This is a genomic window from Streptomyces sp. NPDC044064 (assembly GCF_056434245.1).
Map to the genome: position 1 here is coordinate 312,069 of NZ_JBWKFN010000008.1, position 14,731 is coordinate 326,799.

At 70.2% G+C, this 14,731-nt stretch carries 13 protein-coding genes and 1 pseudogene; 6 read left to right on the forward strand and 8 right to left on the reverse strand.

Annotated features, from left to right (window positions below; all coding sequences use genetic code 11):
• Window positions 1-42 precede the first annotated feature (42 nt).
• Window positions 43-537 (reverse strand): cupin domain-containing protein, encoded by a 495-nt coding sequence (locus AC07DS_RS16190; RefSeq protein ID WP_479145776.1) that lies wholly within the window; start codon window positions 535-537, stop codon window positions 43-45.
• Between the two features lie 81 nt (window positions 538-618).
• Between AC07DS_RS16190 and AC07DS_RS16195 the strand changes: the two genes are divergently transcribed.
• Together AC07DS_RS16195 and AC07DS_RS16200 are read left to right on the forward strand one after the other, a co-directional pair.
• Window positions 619-1,470: a LysR family transcriptional regulator gene (locus AC07DS_RS16195; protein WP_479145778.1), complete on the forward strand. Its 852-nt coding sequence runs from the start codon at window positions 619-621 to the stop codon at window positions 1,468-1,470.
• Between the two features lie 302 nt (window positions 1,471-1,772).
• Complete coding sequence (locus tag AC07DS_RS16200) at window positions 1,773-2,174, forward strand: ankyrin repeat domain-containing protein (RefSeq protein WP_479145779.1); 402 nt, start codon at window positions 1,773-1,775, stop codon at window positions 2,172-2,174.
• 388 nt (window positions 2,175-2,562) lie between these two features.
• On the opposite strand, the gene AC07DS_RS16205 is transcribed toward AC07DS_RS16200, so the two are convergent.
• Window positions 2,563-4,239 (reverse strand): trypsin-like serine peptidase, encoded by a 1,677-nt coding sequence (locus AC07DS_RS16205; protein ID WP_479145781.1) that lies wholly within the window; start codon window positions 4,237-4,239, stop codon window positions 2,563-2,565.
• 520 nt (window positions 4,240-4,759) lie between these two features.
• Here AC07DS_RS16205 and AC07DS_RS16210 point away from each other — a divergent pair.
• From AC07DS_RS16210 to AC07DS_RS16220, 3 genes are all read left to right on the forward strand, one after another.
• Entirely contained in the window at window positions 4,760-5,632 is an 873-nt protein-coding gene (locus tag AC07DS_RS16210) for a hypothetical protein (RefSeq protein WP_479145783.1), read from the forward strand.
• A 324-nt stretch (window positions 5,633-5,956) separates the two neighbouring features.
• On the forward strand, window positions 5,957-6,664 hold the full coding sequence (locus AC07DS_RS16215) for a hypothetical protein (protein ID WP_479145785.1): 708 nt from the start codon (window positions 5,957-5,959) through the stop codon (window positions 6,662-6,664).
• 145 nt (window positions 6,665-6,809) lie between these two features.
• Window positions 6,810-7,313, forward strand: coding sequence for a hypothetical protein (locus AC07DS_RS16220; protein WP_479145787.1), 504 nt, complete (start codon window positions 6,810-6,812; stop codon window positions 7,311-7,313).
• Between the two features lie 253 nt (window positions 7,314-7,566).
• On the opposite strand, the gene AC07DS_RS16225 is transcribed toward AC07DS_RS16220, so the two are convergent.
• The 5 genes from AC07DS_RS16225 to AC07DS_RS16245 are packed head-to-tail and all read right to left on the reverse strand — an operon-like array spanning window position 7,567 to window position 12,350.
• Entirely contained in the window at window positions 7,567-8,376 is an 810-nt protein-coding gene (locus tag AC07DS_RS16225) for a DUF1295 domain-containing protein (RefSeq protein WP_479145788.1), read from the reverse strand.
• A complete protein-coding gene (locus tag AC07DS_RS16230) occupies window positions 8,376-9,005 on the reverse strand; it encodes a class I SAM-dependent methyltransferase (protein WP_479145790.1) in 630 nt (209 codons plus the stop codon). Before AC07DS_RS16230 ends, AC07DS_RS16225 begins: the two co-directional genes overlap by 1 nt.
• Window positions 9,002-10,276 (reverse strand): class I SAM-dependent methyltransferase, encoded by a 1,275-nt coding sequence (locus AC07DS_RS16235; RefSeq protein WP_479145792.1) that lies wholly within the window; start codon window positions 10,274-10,276, stop codon window positions 9,002-9,004. Before AC07DS_RS16235 ends, AC07DS_RS16230 begins: the two co-directional genes overlap by 4 nt.
• Window positions 10,273-11,028 (reverse strand): DUF1365 domain-containing protein, encoded by a 756-nt coding sequence (locus tag AC07DS_RS16240; protein ID WP_479145794.1) that lies wholly within the window; start codon window positions 11,026-11,028, stop codon window positions 10,273-10,275. The genes AC07DS_RS16235 and AC07DS_RS16240 overlap by 4 nt, the downstream gene beginning before the upstream one ends.
• Window positions 11,025-12,350: an NAD(P)/FAD-dependent oxidoreductase gene (locus AC07DS_RS16245; RefSeq protein WP_479145795.1), complete on the reverse strand. Its 1,326-nt coding sequence runs from the start codon at window positions 12,348-12,350 to the stop codon at window positions 11,025-11,027. Before AC07DS_RS16245 ends, AC07DS_RS16240 begins: the two co-directional genes overlap by 4 nt.
• 526 nt (window positions 12,351-12,876) lie before the next feature.
• Here AC07DS_RS16245 and AC07DS_RS16250 point away from each other — a divergent pair.
• Window positions 12,877-14,085, forward strand: a pseudogene (locus AC07DS_RS16250) (IS701 family transposase).
• A gap of 103 nt (window positions 14,086-14,188) precedes the next feature.
• On the opposite strand, the gene AC07DS_RS16255 reads toward AC07DS_RS16250, so the two are convergent.
• Window positions 14,189-14,731: Lrp/AsnC family transcriptional regulator (locus tag AC07DS_RS16255; RefSeq protein WP_479145797.1), on the reverse strand; the 543-nt coding region annotated here is incomplete at its 5' end.

The following is a 14,731-nucleotide window of genomic DNA, read 5'->3' on the forward strand; positions in this document are numbered from 1 at the left end:
CCACCGGTTCACGGGGACCCGTCGATTGCTGTGCCGTCGGCTTCAGGCGAGGTCGGTGGCGGGCTCGGTCGCGTAGCGGCTCATCGCGTCGATGTTGGCCTGTGGCGTCAGCGGCCGGCCGTCGGCGAGCACCTCCTGGAGTTCTCGGAAGTACTGCACGTACAGGTCGGGGGTGAATGTGCTGAGCATGACTGCGGGTTGGTCGGTCGGGTTGGCGAAGGTGTGCGGGGTACCGGGCGGAACCATCACGAGCGTGCCCGTGGTGGCGTCGTAGTCCTCGTCCCCGACGGTGAACCGCACGGTCCCGGAGAGGATGTAGAAGCCCTCGTCGTGTCGGGTATGGCGGTGCTGCGGCGGTCCCTGGGTGTGCGGGGCAAGGACGGACTCGGCGATCGCGAGGCGGTGCCCGGTGTGGCTGCCGTCCTCCAGAACGCGCATGTGCGTGGTGCCCAGAGCGATCGTCTCGCCGTCGCCGGGACCCACCACCGATACAGCGGAGTCGATCTGCGGCTCGCTGGTCTTCGCTTCTTCGCTCATGCTCACGAGTGCATCGCCGGGGACCTGCCGGTGTCCAACACTCATCCCGCGGCGCCGATACCTCGTGGGTATTGTTGCAGCGTGGAGCTACGGACCTTGCGCTACTTCGTGGCGGTCGCCGAGGAACTCCACTTCGGCCGGGCCGCCACGCGACTGCACATGAGTCAGCCGCCGCTGAGCCGGGCGATCAAGCAGTTGGAGGCCGATGTCGGGGCCCTGCTGTTCGCCCGCTCGCCTACGGGAGTCACGCTCACTCCGGTGGGCTCGGTGCTGCTCGACGAGGCGCGGGCCCTACTGGACCATGCCGATCGCGTCCGGGTACGCGTGAGCGCGGCGGCCGGCGCCGCGACCATCACCATCGGCATCCTGGGCGACGGCACCGACCCGGGAGTGGCCAGGCTGGCCGCTGCCTACCGCCGAAGCCACCCCGGCATCGACATCCGCATCCGCGACACCGATCTGACCGACCCGACCTGCGGGCTGCGCGCCGGACTGGTCGACGTCGCGCTGACTCGGGCGCCGTTCGACGAGACCGCCCTGACCGTGCGTGCACTGCGGACCGATCCGGTCGGCGTGGTCCTGCGCGCCGACGATCCGCTGGCCCGCCGCGACGGGCTGCGGCTGGCCGAGCTGAGCGACCGCCGCTGGTTCCAGTTCCCGCAGGGCACCGACCCCGTCTGGCAGTCGTACTGGAACGGTGGCAGGCCGCGCGAGGGCCCAGTGGTGCGCGCCGTCCAGGAATGCCTGCAGGCCGTGCTGTGGAACGGCACGGTCGGCCTGGCCCCGCTCGGACACGACCTGCCAGCGGAGCTGGCCGTGGTACCGCTGATCGACATACCGCCGAGCCGAGTGGTGGCGGCGTGGAACGAGGGTGACACCAACCCGTTGATCCGATCGTTCATCGAGATCGCGACAGCCGCGTACCGCCGCTGATCGCTCTGACTGCCCAGGCGAGACGGCACCGGTTGGTGTCCCATTGCCTTTGACTCGGCAGGTGGAAGGCCTGTGATCTGCGGGGCTGCCAGGTTTGAGAATGCTGTCTGGCGGCGGTTCTCAGGTGAGTTGGCCTTCGCGGAAGCGCTCCCGCGGCCGGCAGAGATGCCGGTGGAATGGCAGGGCCGGGAGCGGGATGGAGGTCAACGACAGATGGCGGCGTAGTTCGACCGCGCTTCCCCGGCGAGTTGCGGGCTCTGCTCGGCGGGATGGCGATGTCATTCGGGACGGGGGACGGGAACTTGGGCGAGGAAGGACTCGACGATCGGCTCAGGTCGGCGGTTCGGGCCGGGGACGCCGAGACGGTGCGGGATCTGCTGGACAAGGGCGCGAATCCGGACGCGGTGGACGCGAACGGGCTGCCAGTGTTGTGCGTGGCGGTGGCGGCGTACGACGCCCCGGTCGCCCAGGCGTTGGTGGAGGGCGGCGCGGACCCCGACCAGGGGCTGCCGGACGGGACCACGCCGCTGTGGCGCGCCATCGACGGCGGCTCCCCAGCGACCTTCTCGGCGGTGCTGGGCAAGGAACCCCGGCTGCGGCTTCCCGAGTCCGCCCGTGAACGACTGCTCGCCTTGGCGGTGGAGGTGGCGGAAGGAGAACGTTGCTCGCGAGTGACGACTGGTCAGCGTGAACACCCGTCTTGACTGGTACAGCCGTTGCCGGCCAGGACTCGAACCCCAGCGGCGATTCCGTCGTCGCTGCCCAGTACCGGCACGTGAAGTGCCGTTGCCCGCGGTACGAAGCTGAGCATCGCACCGGAGCAACGGACTCAAACGGGACCCACGGCATCGCCTCCAGAACGAACTCCGACAGCTACCGCGAGACAGCACAGTTGGGGGCAGCCCTCTTACCCCCTCCCCTGGTCTCGGTGGTGAGTGACGGATGGGTGGTGGGGTGCGATGCGGGCGAGGTCAGGGATCTGGTGCCGCTCCCGGGCCGAGAGCCCCCTCGCCCGGCCGAGAGGGCTGGGCCGCCGGCTGGTGCGGCCTGCGGCAGGTGTTCCGTGTCCGGCCCGGGGGCGGTTCGGCGGGTTCAGGAGGTGGGGGCGACGAGCATGTGCTCGGTTCCGAGGTGGTTGGTGTCGGTGTCGGTGTACATGGTGGTTTCGCCGTCGGACCAGCGGATGAGGAGGTCGTCGGTGCGGTTGTTGCCGGTGTAGTCGCCGGTGGTCATGGCAGCGTCGTGGGTCCAGGTCTCGTTGGGGTTCAGGATGCGCTGCTCGGTGCCGAGGCCCGATGTGGTGGTGCCGACGTAGTTGTCGAGTTCACCGTCGGTCCAGCGGACCATGAGGTCCCACTTCTGGCTGCCGGAGAACTCACCGGCGGTCAGGAGTGTGGCGTCCTTCCATGTGTCGTTCTTCGGCTTCAGTTGGTGTTCCTGGCCGAAGGTGCCGGCGCTGACGTTGGTGTAGAGGGTCAGCTCGCCGTCGATCCAGCGGACGACCAGGTCGGTGGCGTACTGGGAGGCGGCGAAGCGGCCGGCGACGATCTGAGTGGCGTTCTTCCAGAGGTCGTTGGGTTTGATCATCTGGGTGCCGGCCCAGTTCAGTCCCTTGGTGCCGACGTCGCCGTACAGTGTCACCTCTCCGTCGGACCAGCGGACCAGCAGGTCGAACTGGTTGGACCCGGTGAAGTCGCCTGCGGTGATGGTCCTGGCGTTCGTCCAGGTGTCGTTCTTGGCCAGCAGTTGCCGTTCGGGGGCGTAGCCGCCGTGTCCGTTGCCGGGGTAGAGGGTGACCTCGCCGTCGGTCCAGACCACGATCATGTCGCTGTGGCCGGTCTGGCGGAAGTCGCCCGAGGCCAGCAGCTTGGCGTGCTGCCAAGTGGAGGCCGGGCCGGGCAGCCAGGGGTCCCCGGACGGCGGGTACGGCGGTTTGTGGTCATCCACGTTCCGGTGGGCGGCGGCGTCGGCGAACAGGTCCTGGGCGTCCTTGCCGTAGACCGGCGCGTACGTCACCCAGTCGTCGTTGGCGTCGTTGCCGCCGCCGTTGTATCCGCCGGTGTTACCGATGACCTTGCCGGTGCCGCTGGTGCTGTCGTAGTCCTCGATCCACGGGCCGCCGGAGACACCGCCGTAGAAGCCCTGGCAGGTCATGCGCATCTGCCTGAAGCCCGGCAGTTGGGAGGTGCTGACGGGGCAACGGACCGGCACATGGTCGGGGTTGACGCCGACGTCATCGGGATAGCCGATGACGGTGACCTTGTGGTGGTAGCTGCTGGTCGGCGTGAACGTCAGGGCTCCCGTGACATCCTCCACCTTGCCCCGGCTGTTGGAGCCGACCTGAGCGAAGGCCAGGTCGAGGTCGGAGACCTCCTTCTTGCTGTTCCTCTCGTAGCGCGGGTCCATGTAGAGCTGGGACACCGGGAACACGCCGTCCGGCTGCTCGGCGGCGGGCTTGCCGATGCGGTATCGCGGCACGAAGATGCGGTGGGTGGCTGACTTCAGGCCGAGGCCGCAGTGTCCGGCGGTCAGGACGATGTCCTTGGCGGCCGTGTGCACAACACTGCCCGTGCAGTACGTCTTCTTGCCGCCGAGCTCCCGGCCGTCGTAGAAGAACGTGCCGATCATCGGGTGACCGAGGAAGTGCTCGGGGGTGGGGGTGCCCGACGGCGGCGGCCGGTGCGTGACTGCACTTCCCGCGGCGATGCCGTGCTTCGAGGCGGCCGGAGCGGGGGCCGGCGGGGCATCGACCGGGACCGCGTCGGCCATGCGCTCAGCGGTCCAGTACTTCTCCTCCTCGTTCAGACTCGGTCCGTCCGAGGGGGAGGGGAAGGTGGTCGGCTCGGCAGACCGCGAGGGGGATGGCTCGGCGGGCTGCGTCGAAGGGGCCGAAGGGGTGGCGGAGTTGGTCGGGTCGACGGCCCCCGCGTCCGTCGACGGCGCCGATACCGATGCCGATACCGATGGCAGTGTCGGCGGGACCTGACGTCCGGTGCCGGGAGTCTCCGGTGATGCGGAGGCTGTCGGTGGGGTGGAGAACGCTGGTGACGGATCGCCCGTGGCGGCCGATGTCGTCCCGGCTCCGAGAACGCCTACGCCCAGTCCCAGCGCAAGGGCGGGAATCCATCTGTGTCTGGAACGCAAGAAGATGCCTTTCCGTCTTGGAGAGGGCCGAACAGCGAGCGGGCCCTGAACTGAGCAGGAACCGTACATATGTTCGACCAAGAGTCGATAGTGTACTACTGAGTAACAACTGGCATGTCATCAAATAAGAGGACAGGGTGTGGCGATGAACCGACTCCGCAAGACCGCGTGGGCGGCACTCCCCCTCCTGCTCCCCTTCCTGGCAGCCGGGCCGGCCTCGGCCTCCCCGCCCGGACCCTCGCTCCCGTTCGGAAGTGTCCGCTCGGTGCATCCCGGCGACACGCTGACGGTCAACACCGAGGCCAGCGATGCCACTTACCTCGCAACCATCAACTCCCCCGCGTTCGTCACGGCAGGGAAGCTGCGCATGATGAACCCGGTGCTGACCACCACCGTCACCATCGCCTGCGACGCCCGGCCTGGCACCTACCCGGTGACGCGGCGCGGCGCCGGAGACGTGGGCCCCGACGAGCATCCGTTCCGATGGGCACGAGTGCGCGTGGAACCCGCCGACGAAGCGGCACGCCGCGCCTGCCGGAACAAGGTCAGGAAACTGCCTCCGCCCAGGCTGGAGGAACGCTGGGCTCAAGACAGAACGTGGCCCCAGTCGGAATGGGACGTGCGGACCTTCCGGGCCGGCAGCCGCATTACGATCACGGACAACGACGACGAGGGATCGGACGGAGACATCACCCTCAACTCCCGCGCCTTCACCGACCGCCCCGTCCTGCGCGGCGCCAAAGCCGTCCTGACCGCCACCACCACCCTGACCTGCGACTCCGCACCCGGCATCTATGTCGTCTACCGGCACGACGTCGACCGGACCGGCCCCGACAAACCATGGGCCCGACTGCGCATCGCCCCCGCCGCCTCCGGAAAGAAGTGCCTGGCACAGCACTCAACCGGGTCGTCCCGTACTGCCACGCTCGCCTGGGCCGCCGGCGGCGTACTCCTCACCGCCGCAGCCGGCACCGCGCTCCTCCTGCGGGCCCGCTCCCGCCGCACAACCTCCGTCTGAGCACGCATCACCACTCCTCGCCCAGCCTGAAGCAGCCGCGCCGACGCGGGCGTAGATCTTTCTCGCCCGGGAAGGCGTGGACGCCTCCGGCGAGTTCGGGGGTGTCGTTTCGGGCGTGCGCGAGCAGGGTCGGGGATCAGGCACGCGCCGATGGCGACGAGGTCAGCGGCGCAGATCGGGTGACCTTCCGGGCCTCAACGTGCCGGAGATGTCCCGCCGACGAGAGCAGATGTCGCCGCCGACCGAAGCTGTCGACGCGCAGGAAGCTGTCGAGGCGCGGGCAGCCGAGTACGACGTCTCGTCGGCGTCGAGTATCTTCCTGGCGTGTCCATGCCTCCGGTGTCCCAGTCACCGAACCCGACGCCCTTCTACCCATGGGGCGCGCCCCCGAGCCCGCCGGAGAAGAGCCGGGTCGGCCTCATGGCCGGAATCATCGGCGGGGTCTTTCTGCTGATCGTCGCACTCCTGGCGACACTGGTGCTGGTCGGCAAGAAGATCGACAGCACCTATCCCCGGGCCGAGTCCACGCTGACTGCGCCTGGGACCCTGCTCGAGGGCCACTACAAGCTGGCCAAGGACGACTCCCCGACCCTGGGACCGCCGCTGGAGAGGAGCTGGCGCCTCAGCTGGGACGCCAAGGCCGTCCACGGCGTCGTCGTGGCGTACCACCCGAGCGGTGGCGACCGCGGCGAGCTGGTCGTGACCGGCATGTACGGCCGATTCAGAAATACCGGCGAGGTGCGCTCGCGGGTCCTGGCGGGCAACGGCTCCCTGCACACCGAGGTGAAGGTGATCGTGCCACCGATGGACGTCACCCCGTCCGGCTCTCGCATCAGGGTCAGCTGCCAGGAGGTGACGCGGAGCTGGGCCGACGGGAAAGCGCTCAGCTACCCGGTCTGCGCCTGGGCGGACGGCAATACCTGGGCCCGGGTCGCGTACATGACCGTCTACACCGCGAGGAGCCTGGACCTGAAGTCCGCCGCCAGGATCACGCTCCAGATCCGCTCCGAGATGGTGAAGCCGATCAGGTGACCATCCCGCAGCCCGATCACGGCACGCGCAGAACACCAAGCACGTGCCGGACACTCCGACGAGTACACGAGTACACCTTCGCCTCCACCTGGCAGGGGTGTGTGGATCAAGCCCTGACCAGTCTTCGATCACCCGGGAACACGTCATGAGCGATCAGGCCGAGGAAGGGCGCGGGCTCGTGCCCGTGCAGTACCACCAGTTTCAGGTCGGCGACGAGGACGGTCCCGCCGGCCCCGATCTGCCCCGCGAGCACAACGGGCTGATCGAGGTGCAGGACGGTATCGCCACGGTCCACACCGGCATCCACACCGGGAACGTCGACGTCACGGTCACCCTGCACACCAACTCCCCCCAGCGCGGGGGCGCCGAGTGGGACGAGATCGTCGAAGTGTCCCTGCACTCGCTATCAGGAGAGCTGATGGTGAGAGGCCTGATGGACGACCTGGACGAGGAGCTGCCGCTGCTCTCCTTCACCGGCCCCGGCGACTACCGGCTGCGCATCCACGCCCGCGGCCGGGACACCGCCATCGACCTCGCCCCGGACGAGATCACCGAGTGGTACCTCATCCAGGCGTGGCCCGCACCACCGCAGGATGCGGTAGTACTGCGCCAGACCGGCAGCTACGGAGCAACCGTCCGGACACACTGACCCACGCGCTGCTTGCGCGCTGGCCAACTCTGCCTGGCGGGGGCGTTGGTGGCCATGTTCATCCGCTTCCACAGCCACTCGGAGAAGGGGCCGTCGTTCGCGCACGCGGCGGGCGCCCGACACCGTAACGGCGCCTCCAGCAGGTTCGCCGGTTTGCGCGGGCCGGCGAGGCACGGGGTGGCCGCGACAGCGCAACGCAGGATCACATCGGCGAGGCCGGACGGCACGCAGATCCGGAGTGGCCTCTCGCCGCTCAACGGTCCTTGCGCGGCGGCCGCGGAAAGAAGCCGCTGGTGCGGGCGGCGTAGGCGGGCCAGCCTGGGCGTCCGGCCATGTGCCGCTCCAGCAGTCGCTTTCCGCTGCCTTTGATCAGCAGCGCGCTCATCGTGAGCGGTGAGACGACGGAGACGACGGCCGGCGCCGCTCCCCCGTCGCAGGCGATGAGGTACAACCCCCACCAGACGCAGAAGTCGCCGAAGTAGTTGGGGTGCCGGGTCAGCCGCCACAGCCCCTGGTCCATGATCCGGCCCCGGTTGGCCGGATCGGCCTTGAAGCGGGCCAACTGGGCGTCGCCGACAGCTTCGAAGAACAGGCCCACGGTCCATACGGCGGCTCCCGCCCAAGCCAGGGCGGACAGTGGCCGGGGCGCGTACTGGGCGGCCTGGACCGGCAGGGACACCAGCCATACCAGGGCGGCCTGCAACAGATAGATCATCCGCAGGGCGTACCAGGCACGGTTGCCCGGCGCACGGGAGAGCAGGGCCTCGTAGCGGGGGTCCTCGCCGTGGCCGCGGCCACGGCGTGCGATGTGTACCGCCAGGCGCAGCCCCCACGCTGCCGTGAGGGCCGTGACCAGCGCTCGTCGCCCCGGGGCGCCCTCGCCCGCCGAGGCGGCCCAGGTCGTCACGGCCACCGCCGCAAAGGCGGCTCCCCAGGCGATGTCGACGACCCTGTGAACGCCTTTGCTCAGAGCGATCGCGAAGGTGACGAGAAGGACCACCAGGGCGGATACCGCTGCCCAGGCGAGGTTCGCCGTGAAGGCTTCCCAGGGAAACGGGTTCATCACTCCACCAGGTTCCGGTACCAGTCGGCGGCCTCCGCCGCCGTCAGACCGCTGTCACCCTCGATCGTGGGCCGGGCACAGAGAATCTGGTCGACTCCCATGCGCCGTTCCTCGAACGCCAGCGCCCCGCCCACCAGGTACAGCTTCCATACGCGTGCCGTCTCCTCCCCGGCCAGTCGTACGACGTCGTCCCATCGCTCCTCCAGCGTGCGGCGCCAGGCGTTGACGGTGCGCAGGTAGTGCTCGCGCATCGACTCGGTCGAGCGCACCTCCACGGCCTCGCCGACGGCTCGGGCGCGGTCGGTGAGCGTGGGCCGTAGAGTGTGCGGTCCCGGACTGCGAGCGGCGGTCCACATCGCGCGCAGCGCCTGCGCGAGGTCGCCTTCCACGTCGAGTTCGCCGGTGACGTACGCCTGAGCGAGGCCGAGTTCGTCGGGCTGCCAGAGCAGTCGGCGCAGCGCGTGCCGGGAGCGCACGACGATCACCGGACCGTCGGCCGGGCCGCTCTCGCTGGCGTCCCAGGCGCGCAGGCGTACCGGGAGCGGGCCGCCGAGCGCGTCCTCGGCGAGGGCGGCCAGCCGGTGCGCGGCGCCGCGCCGGGCCGCGGTGCGGGCGGGGGCGGTGCTCATCGGACGGAGTCCTCCTTGGTGAACTGGTACTGCTGGACGTCCAGGTAGCCGGAGCGGAATCCGGCCTCGGAGTAGGCCAGGTAGAAGGTCCACAGCCGGCGGAAGGTCGCGTCGAAGCCGAGGGCCGCAACGTCGTCGGCGCGCGCGGTGAACTCCTCCCGCCACAGGCGCAGCGTCTCCGCGTAGTGCGCGCCGAAGGCGTCGCGCGCCGTGAGGGTCAGCCGGGTGTGCTCGCGGACCCTTTGCTCGATGGCCTGCGTGGAGGGGATGAGGCCGCCGGGAAAGACGTACTTCTGGATCCAGGTGTGGGTGTCGCGGGCGGCCTGCATGCGGTCGTGGGGCATGGTGATGGTCTGCAGGACGGCTCGGCCGCCCGCTGCCAGGCGTTCGTCCAGGGTCCGGAAGTAGACGGGCCAGAACTCGGCGCCGACGGCTTCGATCATCTCCACGCTGACCACTGCGTCGTAGGTGCCGCGCGCTTCGCGGTAGTCGCACAGCTCGACGGAGACGCGGTCGGCCAGTCCGGCCTCGTGCGCGCGCCGAAGGGCCAGTCCGCGTTGTTCGTGGGAGAGCGTCAGGGTGGTGACCCGCGCGCCGCGGGCGGCGGCCCGCAGGGCGAGTTCGCCCCAGCCCGTACCGACCTCCAGCAGACGGGTGCCTTCACCTGCACCGGCGAGGTCGAGCAGCCGGTCGATCTTGTGGTGCTGGGCGGCGGCCAGCAGTGACCGGTCCGCCGGGAAGGTTCGGAAGACGGCGGAGGAGTAGGTGAGGGTCTCGTCCAGGAAGAGGGAGAAGAGGTCGTTGGACAGGTCGTAGTGGCGTCTGATGTTGTCCCGGGCGCCGTCGGGCGTGTTCCGCTGGCGGGCCGGCTGCCGTAGGGCCCATACGCCACGCAACCGCTGCAGCGGGGCCGGGACGAGATCGGCGACGTGCGCCGCCAGCACGGTCAGGGCTCCGACGAGGTCGGGGGCGTCCCACTCCCCCGCCATGTACGACTCGCCGAAGCCGATGAGTCCTCGGCTGCCGATGCGGGCGTGGAAGGCCCTCGGGTCGTGCACCTCTATCAGCGGCCCGCCGAGGCCGAGGGTGGTGTCGTCGGCGAACCGCACCCGCAGGGGCAGCCGACGCAGCGCGCGCCCGAGGACGGACCCGGTGACTGCCCGCACGGGCCAGGAGGTTCTGGGTACGGCGGCAACGTCCGGCCAACGACGGTGGTCGGCCGGGGCGGCGCTCGCGCGCTGGGGTGCGTGACGGGGCGGGGCCGTGGTCATGTCCTACTCTCCGGGAAGCGGGGGCGCGGGTGCGGCTGCACGGGCAGACCCCGCAGGTACAGGCGGATGCCGTGGAGACGGATGGCGGCCGACACGGCGAGGGTCGAGAAGGGGCGGCGGGCCACGAGCCGCAGCAGCTCGGGCACGGTCGCCTCGCGCCGGGTTCCGTGGACCGTGGCCGTGAAGGGCGGGCTTCCGGGCCGTTCCAGCCGTACGGACAGGCGCAGCTGCTCCCCGGGCGGCGGGAGCCGCATGACGTAGCTGCCGTCGACGGGGAAGAAGGGCGAGACGTAGAAGTCCTTGCGGGTCGTGGCCATGCCGGCCGCTCCGGGGTGCAGCAGATAGGCGTGCCGTCCGCCGTAGGTGTTGTGGACCTCGGCGACCACGCAGCGCGGGGCGCCGTCGGGCCCGTGGCACCAGTACAGGGTCAGCGGGTTGAAGACGTGGCCGAGGACGCGGGCGTGCGCGAGCATCGTCACCCTGCCGCCGTCGAGGTCGATCCCGTGTTCGGCGAGGAAGCCGTCGAGCGCGGCCCGGATCGAGGGCGATCTTCCGGTGAAGTGGTCGGTGGCGCGGAACCGGGCGAGCGGTCGCAGCGGACGCGGCAGCACGGGGAGCCGGTCGAGATCGACCAGCCACAGGTAGGTGCGGTGCCGCAGGGCGTACCGGGTGGGCGCACGGCGCGTGTGGCGCACGGTGCACGGGTACAGGGCAGGCAGGCTGGAACGTACAGGACTCGGCTGAAGGCTCACCAGATCACCCCCAGTGCGGCAGCCGCCTCGACTCCGCTGCGGCAGCCGTCCTCGTGGAAGCCCCAGCCGTGGTAGGCGCCGGCGAACGCGGTGACAGGGGTGTTCAGTCCGGGCAGCCGGTGCTGGGCGGCGACCGACTCCGGCGTGTGGACGGGGTGTTCGTACGTCATGCGGGCCAGGACCCGGTCGGGGTCGACGCGATCCTGCCCGCCGAGGGTGACGACGAACGTGTCCATGGCGTCGAGGCGTTGGAGGCGGTTCATGTCGTAGCTGACCCGGACCCGGTCGGCGTCGGCTCCGCAGGACGGCATGAGGTAGTTCCAGGAGGCGCGGGCGCCGGGGGCACGCGGCAGGAGGGTGGTGTCGGTGTGCAGCAGTGTGTCATTGCGCGAGTAGCGGAAGGCGCCGAGAACCTCCTTCTCCTGTGGGGTCACGTCGGCGAGCAGCCGGAGCGCCTGGCCGGGGTGGACGGCGACGACCAGATGGTCGTAGGTAGCGGTGTTCCCGTCGTGGACGGTCACCTCGACCCCGTCCGCGTGGCGCAGCACCGCGCGGACGGGGCTGGAGATGTGCACGTCGGGGAGCCGGGCGGCGATCCGGTCGACGTAGGTGCGGGAGCCTCCCTCGACGGTCCGCCAGACCGGTGAGCCGGTCACCGAGAGCATGCCGTGGTGCGCGAGGAACCGGAACAGGTACGCGGCCGGGTAGCGCAGAGCCGTCCGTGCGTCGCAGGACCACACGGCGGACACCAGCGGGGTCATGAAGTGGGCCCTGAAGTACGGCGAGAAGCCCGCCCGGTCGAGGTGGTCGCCCAGGGTGAGGGTGACGTCGGCACCGCCCCGATCGAGCAGTCTGCGGGCGCCGCGGTGGAAGACGGTGACCTCGGCCAGCATGCGCAGGTAGGCCCCGCGCAGGGTGTTGTGCGGCTGGGCAAGCAGACCTCGGATGCCGTGAGCACCGGCGTACTCCAAGCCGCAGCCCTCGCACCGCACCGACATGCTCATCTCCGACTCCTGTGTGGTGACGCCGAGTTCACGGAAGAGTCGCAGCAGCTGCGGGTAGGTACGGCGGTTGTGCACGATGAAGCCCGAGTCGACCCGGTGCGTCCGTCCGTCGGGCGTGGTCAGGTCGTGGGTGTGGGCGTGGCCGCCGAGCCGGTCGTCGGCCTCGTACAGGGTGACGTGGTGGGCCCGGGCCAGGATGTACGCGGCGGTGAGTCCTGCCACGCCGCTGCCGATGACGGCGGTGCGCCGCACGCCGTAGGTGCCGCCTGCCCGGCCCGGCGCGCGCCCCTCGGGCTGCGCAGCGGACGGTCCTCGCATGGTCCTCTTCCTTTCCCGGACGATCCCGGACTCCCTCCTGTACTTCCGCGGACGTATGCCGGACGGATGCAGGACGGATGCAGGACGGAGGAACGCCGTGACGGGGGCGGTCCGTGACGCGTACGGCCGGCGCACCGGCCCGCGATCCGCCGCTCCGTGCTCTGCAGGCCGGGCTTCGGCGCGCGGACCGCAGGTCGTCAGCTCACCTCGACCGCGGACGTCATCCGGGGCTGGACAGCCTGGAACGCCGCCCCGACCACACCGCGTACGGTGTGCTGCGCATTCGAGCAGCTCAGCGACTCCGCATGCCCTCACTGCCCACGGTGACCGGCACCTTCATCGGCACACCGGACGAACTCCAGCCGGTTCTGGACCGGCTGGCCGCTGCGGCGGACCGGTGCGAGACCGACCGGGTTCCTGCGGCAGGTATTTGCAGGCAATCCCGGTGTGCAGCACGACCAGGGTGTCCTAGTAGGGCTTTGTCAGGTGCCTTGTCGGGTCGGTGGCCTGGTGCTTCCCTGCGGGTATGAGGGCGGATGAACTCTCTGCGTGTCGTGGCCGGTTGGAGGAGTTCGCCGGGGAGGTGTTCACGCCGCTGGCGCGTACGGACCAGCGGGTGAAGGGTGGGCTGTATCTGCGTGGCCTGCAGCTGGACGGGCGTCGGAAGTCGATGCAGCCGATGGCTGGACGCCTCGGTGTGGATCACTAGCAGCTGCAGCAGTTCATGACGACCTCGACCTGGCCGGTGGGAGAGGTCCGGGCACGGCTGGCCCGCCGGGCAGTGGCCGTGGTGCGTCCACAGCTCTGGGTGATGGACGACACCGGCTTCCCCGAAGACGGCGTGTCCTCGCCGGGGGTGGCCCGGCAGTATTCGGGCACGCTGGGCAAGGTCGGCAACTGCCAGATCGGTGTCAGCGTCCACGCCGCCTCGGACACCGCTTCCTGTCCGCTGTCGTGGCGGCTGTTTCTGCCCCCGAGCTGGGACGGGCCTGATGCAGTGGACCGGCGGTCCCGCTGCCGGATTCCCGAAGGCGAGCATCACCGGCCCAAGTGGCAGCTCGCTCTTGAGATGCTCGATGAACTGGCCGCCCTGGGCTTACGGCCCGCGGTGCTGGTCGCGGACACCGGTTACGGCGCGAACGCCGGCTTCCGTCGCGCTTTGGAAGGACGGGGCCTGGCCTACGCGTTGCAGGTCAAGGGAGAGCTTACCGCCCATGCCGCATCGGCCGAGCCCTATGAGCCGTCTTACGGCGGGCTCGGGCCCCGGCCGCTGCCCCGCTATCGCACCCGGGCGGTGAGTCTGCGTGAACATGTCCTGGCTGCCGGGCGGGACCGGGCCGTGACGGTGACCTGGCGCAAAGGCTCCAAAGCAGCCATGGCCTCCCGTTTCGTGTTCTTGCAGGTCCGGCTGGCCGGGCGGCGGCCGAAGCCTGCCGCGGACGGTGTCATCGGACTGGTCCATCTGATCGCCCAGTGGCCCGAGGACGAGGCGGAGCCGGTGAAGTACTGGATCTCGAACCTGCCCGCCGACATTCCCGCCCGCGATCTGGTCCGGCCGGCGAAGTCACGCTGGCGCATTGAGCACGACTGCCGGGAGCTGAAGACCGCTCTCGGACTCGATCACTTCGAAGGGCGCGCGTTCGTCGGCCGGCACCGGCACGTCACCCTCGTGACCGCCGCCCATCTCTTCCTGACCGAACAGCGGACCTGCCCAAAAGCCCCTGCCAGGGCCTGACCCTCTACCAGACCCTGGACCTTCTCCAGCACATCCTGGCTGCCTGGACCGGCACCTGCCCGACCTGCAGACAGCCCATCCCATGGCAGCCCTACGACACGACCTAACAAGGCCCTACTGGTGTGGCGTTCACTCGGCCCTGGCCACCTGGCACCGGCTGGACCGGCGCGGGAGTGCGTTTGGCGGCGCGGCTGACGATGGCCGTCTCGACGTGGGTGATGCCCAGGCCGACCAGGTCGCGGGAGAGGAAGCCGTAGAGGGCTGTCAGGTCCGGGAAGTACGCGGCCGCGTGCAGGTTCGAGGGTCCCGACGTCGCGAACGCACCGTGCACCGAGGGGTGGTCGGCCAGCGCCTGCCCGGCGGCGGCCAGATGGTCGGGGGCCACGTGCAGCAGCAGCTTGGCCTCGATGGGCAGCCCGAGGCGGCGCGGATCGACCAGGACCTGGGTGATCAGGCGGCCCTGGGCGGTCAGTTGGGCGAGGCGGCGGCGCGCCGTGCTCTCCGGGTGGCCGGTTCGGGCGGCCAGGGCGGCCGCACTCAGGCGCGCGTCGCGGGTGAGGGCGTCGATGAGGGCCTGTTCCAGGGCATCGGTGTCGACGCCGTACGGGCCCGGAGAACCGGAAGACGTCGCCCCGGGGACCGGCTC

Bases quoted from the DNA above. Each gene is read 5' to 3' on its own strand.
- AC07DS_RS16210 (WP_479145783.1), top strand. From the start codon at position 4,760: ATGAACCGACTCCGCAAGACCGCGTGGGCGGCACTCCCCCTCCTGCTC.
- AC07DS_RS16225 (WP_479145788.1), bottom strand. From the start codon at position 8,376: ATGAACCCGTTTCCCTGGGAAGCCTTCACGGCGAACCTCGCCTGGGCA.
- AC07DS_RS16235 (WP_479145792.1), bottom strand. From the start codon at position 10,276: ATGACCACGGCCCCGCCCCGTCACGCACCCCAGCGCGCGAGCGCCGCC.
- AC07DS_RS16190 (WP_479145776.1), bottom strand. From the start codon at position 537: ATGAGCGAAGAAGCGAAGACCAGCGAGCCGCAGATCGACTCCGCTGTA.
- AC07DS_RS16230 (WP_479145790.1), bottom strand. From the start codon at position 9,005: ATGAGCACCGCCCCCGCCCGCACCGCGGCCCGGCGCGGCGCCGCGCAC.
- AC07DS_RS16205 (WP_479145781.1), bottom strand. From the start codon at position 4,239: ATGGCCGACGCGGTCCCGGTCGATGCCCCGCCGGCCCCCGCTCCGGCC.
- AC07DS_RS16220 (WP_479145787.1), top strand. From the start codon at position 6,810: ATGAGCGATCAGGCCGAGGAAGGGCGCGGGCTCGTGCCCGTGCAGTAC.
- AC07DS_RS16245 (WP_479145795.1), bottom strand. From the start codon at position 12,350: ATGCGAGGACCGTCCGCTGCGCAGCCCGAGGGGCGCGCGCCGGGCCGG.